This window comes from Mesorhizobium sp. M7A.F.Ca.CA.002.05.1.1, from assembly GCF_003998335.1.
Taxonomy (GTDB): Bacteria; Pseudomonadota; Alphaproteobacteria; order Rhizobiales; family Rhizobiaceae; genus Mesorhizobium.
Window position 1 is genome coordinate 1 of sequence record NZ_RZQI01000425.1, and the last position, 5017, is coordinate 5017.

A 5017-nucleotide genomic window follows, 5' to 3' on the forward strand; every position below is an offset into this window, starting at 1 on the left:
GGAAGAAGCATTGTCGTTGGCCGACCGCATTGTAGTCATGAACCATGGCGTCATCGAGCAGGTCGGCAGCCCGACTGAAATCTATCGCCATCCCAGGACGCTGTTCGTCGCCGATTTCATCGGCGAGACCAACAAGTTCGATGCGACGGTAGGAGCAGATTCGGTAGGCTTCGGGACGAAGGCTTTCAGATGCGCGCCGCACAGCTTTGCGAACGGCGAAGCAGTCGTCGCCGCCATTCGACCGGAAGACGTGATTCCACACGGGCCGGGTTCGCGCTCGCCTGGAGCACCCGATGTGGTGAAGACTTCGGAAAACCTGATCGAAGTGACCGTCGGTGAAATGGAATTCCTGGGTTCGTTCTGGCGCACCCGGCTGCGCGGCGGAGAGCTTGGAGACGAGATTCTGATCGCCGATTTCTCGGTCAACGCCACGCGGCGTCTCGGCCTCGCCGAAGGCGGAGCGCTAACGGTGGAACTGCCCGCCGACCGACTGCTTGTCTTCCCGCAAGGAGAGCGCCATGGCGGCGGCAACTGATATCCTGATGCCGTCCGGTCGGGCGCTTCGACAGTCGCTCGACAAGGACGAGTTGATCAAGCGCGGCCTGCTGGTCGTCATCTCGTTCTATCTGGTCCTGTCGCTGGCAGCCCCGCTCTACGTGATGCTGTCGAAATCGTTCTCGACCTACAGCTTCGATCTTGGCGCGTTCGAATTCCAGGTCAGCGACAAGCTCGGCAATTTCGGCGAGCCAGTGACGGCCGCCGCTCTGAACGAGAAACTCGCCGCGGTCCCGCTAGAAAAGCTTGCGACCAGTTCCGATGGTCGGCTGCCGGCCACCAGCTTCTTTCCGGATTTCAGTTTCCGCAGCCCGGTCAAATACAAGGTCCGCGGCACCACCGATGACGCTTATTTCCTGATCGGCACGCAACTCCATCGCGGCACCGAATGGCAGGAAGTCGATTCGAACACCTTTCGGCGCATTATGCTGAGGCCCGCGCGCGAGCTTGGGTTGGACAACTACACAACCTACTTCTCGACGCCAACGCTGTTCCGCTCGATCCAGAACTCCTTCCTGATCGCGCTGATCAGCACCATCATCACGGTCGGCATAGCCTTCGGCTTCGCCTACGCTTTGAACCGAAGCAAGATGCGCTTCAAGGGCCTATTCAGGCTCATCGCCATGGCTCCCATCCTGGTGCCGTCGCTACTGCCCGGCATCGCCCTCATCTATCTGTTCGGCAACCAGGGCCTGTTGAAAAGCGTGCTTGGCGGCATATCGATCTACGGTCCGTTGGGGATTGTCGTCGGCTCGATATTCTTCACCTTTCCCCATGCTCTGATCATTATCTCGACGGCACTGGCGATCTCCGACCAGCGCCAATATGAAGCCGCCGCTTCGCTGCGCGCCAGCAAGTGGCGGACGTTCTGGGTCGTTACCATTCCGGGCGCGCGCTACGGTTTGATCTCCGCGGCGTTTGTCGTGTTTACGCTCGTCATCACCGATTTCGGCTTGCCGAAGGTCATCGGCGGCCAGTTCAACGTGCTCGCCGTCGATATCTACAAGCAAGTGATTGGTCAGCAGAATTTCGAGATGGGGGCGGTGGTCTCGGTCATCTTGCTGATCCCGGCCATCGCCGCCTTCGTCGTCGACCGCCTGGTCCAGCGTAGGCAGGTTTCGCTCCTGTCGGCCCGCTCGGTGCCTTACGAGGCAAAACCCAATCGCCGCTTCGACCTGGTCTGTCTGGCTTATTGCAGCCTGGTCGCGTTGTTCATCGCCGGCATCATCGGCATTTGCCAGTACGCCGCGCTGGTCAAGTTCTGGCCCTACGACCTCAGTCTCAGCCTGAAGAATTTCGCGTTCGGTCGCATGGATGGCGGGGGCTGGGCTTCTTACTACAACTCGATCACGCTCTCGTTGCTGACCGCTGTGTTTGGAACCGTCATCGTCTTCGTCGGCGCTTACATCGTCGAAAAGACCGAAGGCTTCAGGACCGGACGGGCAGCCTTCCACTTCCTCGCCATGCTGCCGATGGCGGTGCCGGGGCTTGTGCTTGGCCTGGCCTATATTTTCTTCTTCAACAATCCGGCCAATCCGCTGCACGCGATCTACGGCACAATGGCGATCCTGGTCGTCTGCACCGTGACGCACTTTTACACGGTCGGTCATTTGACGGCCCTGACGGCGCTGAAGCAGATCGATCGTGAGTTCGAGCCGGTCGCGGCCTCGCTGAAGCAGCCTTTCTATCGCCTGTTCACGCGGGTGACAGTGCCGATCTGTCTGCCGGCAATCCTTGACATCTCGATCTATCTTTTCGTCAACGCCATGACGACGGTTTCCGCGGTGGTCTTCATCTATACAACACACACGGCGCTCGCCTCGGTTGCAGTGCTCAACATGGACGACGCTGGCGACACCGCGCCTGCTGCTGCCATGGGCATGATGATCTTCTACACCAACGCATTCGCGCGGATCATTCACGTGGCTGTTTCGAAAGGTATCCTGAAAAGAACTCAGGGTTGGCGGGTACGATAATGAAATGCTCTAGGACTTTCCCAAGTCTCAGCCCTGCGTCGGCCTGCGTTCGACGATGTAGATGTGGTCGGCCGCCAGCACCACTTCGCCGCGCTGGTTGATCACCTCGCAGCGTTCGATCACCCGTCCCGACCCCGGCCTCTTCGGGTCGTCTTCCCTGGCCGCAATTGTGGTGCGCGTCCGGATCGTGTCGCCGATGAACACCGGCTTGATGAAGCGCAACCGGTCGTAGCCGTAGGAAAAGGCGACAGGGTTGATGACGGTTGCCGTCAGCCCGATGCCGACCGAGAACACCAGCGTGCCGTGCGCGATGCGCTGGCCGAATGGCGTCGTCTTCATGAACTCGGCGTCCATGTGGTGCGGGAAGAAATCGCCGGTGTGGCCGGCATGGACGATGAAGTCGGTCTCGGTGATGGTGCGGCCGCTGGTCAGGCGCGACGCGCCAATCTCATAGTCTTCGAAATACTGTATCTGTTCCATCAGGGTCTTTCCGCGATCGGCGTCGCCGGTGCCGCACTCGACTGATACGCCGCCTCGACCAGCGCCATCGTGCTCCAGGCATCCTCGACCGGACTGATCAACATAGCATCTTCTCCGGTGGCAAAACGCTGGACATTGGCCATGCGGCCGACGAAGGCGTCTGGAAACCACTCGCCGGCCAAGGGCACCGCGACCCAGTCCGTTCCACCCTTGGGGTAAATCTCCAGCACATCCGGCTCACCTGTGGGATAATCGAGGTTGAGACCCAGCTTGAGATAGGCGGCACCTTCTGTGCCGCAGATGCGGAACTCGCAGGCCTGGTGCCGGCGGCCGAACTTATGGTCGTGGTTGATCGACAGCGCGCAGCGCACGGTGTCGCCATAGTCGAGAATGGCGCTGGTGCGCGTCTGCGCCACGGCATGGTTGGGATGGCCGAGCGTCTTGGCGTGCACACCCTTGGGGTCGCCGAGCAATTGCCTGATCAGGTCGAGATAGTGGATCGAATGCATGGCGATCTCGACGCGCGGCGCCTTGAGCAGGAATTCCCAAAGCTGCCATGGTGTCGCCAGCGCCAGCCAGGCGTCGAAGTCGACGATCTCGCCGAGCCAGCCCTTGCCGATAGCACCCTTGAGCGCCAGCATCATCGGCGCGAAGCGCAATTGGAAGTTCACCGCTGCGTGCAGCTTCCGGGCACGGCAGATCTCGAGGATCGCGGTCGCCTCGGCAAGATTGCTGCCCATCGGCTTCTGGATCAGCGCCACTGCGCCATCAGGCAAGGACTTCAGCACATCGGCATGACGCGACGGCGGGGTGGCAAGATCGAAGATCGCGCCCTCGACGGCAGCAGCTTCTTCGACCGAGCCAAAGGCCGTCACGCCCCATTGGCTGGCCAGTTTTTCAGCCCTGGCGTGGTCGGGATCATAAAGCCCGGCTACTGGAAAGCCGGCCTTCCTGTAGGCCGGGAAATGCGCGTCGCCGACGATCGATCCGGCGCCGAAAGTGACGATCGGCCGGGGTTTTGAGGGTTTTGGCCAGGATTGAACGAGCAAGGCAGGGTCGAAACCGCCTTCAATCATGATGGAAGACCTCGTCCATCTCGGCCCACCACTCGCCCTCTTTGCGCGTCGCCAGCGGCTCCTGGCATGGCATGCAGACCGCCCACCATTCCTGCGTCTTCGGATCGGCCGCCATCTTCGCCATGTCGGCTTCGTAGTCGCTGCCGTGATATTCGAAAGTGCTGAACAGCAGGTTCTCCGGCCGCTTCAGGTAGATCGAATAATTCTTGATGTTGCAGGCGGAGATCATGGCCAGCACGTCGGGCCAGACGGCGGCATGGAGGCGGACATACTCATCGACCTTTTCCGGCTTCAGTCGCAGAACCATCCCCATCCGCTGCATGCCCGTCTCCTATTTCGTGATCGCCGTGGTGAATTCGGCGATGCTCATGGCCTTGACCGCGTCCCAGTCCCAATCGATGCCGATGCCCGGCTCGTCGGGCGCCAGCGCCTGGCCATCCTCGATCCGCAGGCGCTTGCCGGTCAACTGGTCGAGCTGCGGAATGTACTCGACGTATCGGCCGTTCTGAACAGCGCAGGTCAGGCTGACATGCAGTTCCATCAGGAAATGCGGGCAGACCGGAATGTCGAAGGCCTCCGCCGCGTGCGCGATCTTGAGCCAGGGCGTGATGCCGCCGATGCGGCCGACATCGACCTGCACGATCGAGCAGGCGCCTTTCTGCATGTATTCGCGAAAATGGCGAATGGAATAGAGCGACTCGCCGATCGCGATCGGCGTCGGCGTCGAGTTCGACAACCGCACATGTCCGTCAATATCGTCGGCCGGCAGCGGCTCCTCGATCCAGGCGAGGTCGAGTTCGCGCAACCTCGCGGCGCGCCGGATCGCCTCGTCGATCGAAAATCCCTGATTGGCGTCGGTCATGATCTCATAGCCGTCGCCGACAGCCTTGCGCACCGCCGACAGGCGCGCAAGATCCTCCGACCCGTGCG

At 61.0% G+C, this 5017-nt stretch carries 6 protein-coding genes; 2 read left to right on the forward strand and 4 right to left on the reverse strand.

The features are described from left to right. A partial coding sequence (locus EN939_RS39735) for a TOBE domain-containing protein (protein ID WP_127269440.1) occupies window positions 1-535 on the forward strand: 535 nt, incomplete at its 5' end. Beyond that, window positions 519-2531 carry a putative 2-aminoethylphosphonate ABC transporter permease subunit gene (locus tag EN939_RS20510; RefSeq protein ID WP_127269441.1) on the forward strand — a complete coding sequence of 671 codons (2013 nt, stop codon included), beginning with the start codon at window positions 519-521 and terminating at the stop codon, window positions 2529-2531. The genes EN939_RS39735 and EN939_RS20510, both read left to right, overlap by 17 nt. 27 nt (window positions 2532-2558) lie before the next feature. Here the strand turns inward: EN939_RS20510 and EN939_RS20515 are convergent, their stop codons facing one another. The 4 genes from EN939_RS20515 to EN939_RS20530 form a co-directional block, all read right to left on the reverse strand. Further along, complete coding sequence (locus EN939_RS20515) at window positions 2559-3014, reverse strand: MaoC/PaaZ C-terminal domain-containing protein (protein WP_164748657.1); 456 nt, start codon at window positions 3012-3014, stop codon at window positions 2559-2561. Beyond that, complete coding sequence (locus EN939_RS20520; RefSeq protein WP_206517064.1) at window positions 3011-4084, reverse strand: Gfo/Idh/MocA family protein; 1074 nt, start codon at window positions 4082-4084, stop codon at window positions 3011-3013. Before EN939_RS20520 ends, EN939_RS20515 begins: the two co-directional genes overlap by 4 nt. Continuing rightward, entirely contained in the window at window positions 4080-4409 is a 330-nt protein-coding gene (locus EN939_RS20525; protein WP_127269444.1) for an L-rhamnose mutarotase, read from the reverse strand. The genes EN939_RS20520 and EN939_RS20525 overlap by 5 nt, the downstream gene beginning before the upstream one ends. 9 nt (window positions 4410-4418) lie before the next feature. Continuing rightward, the coding region (locus tag EN939_RS20530; protein ID WP_206528313.1) for an enolase C-terminal domain-like protein at window positions 4419-5017 on the reverse strand (599 nt) is incomplete at its 5' end.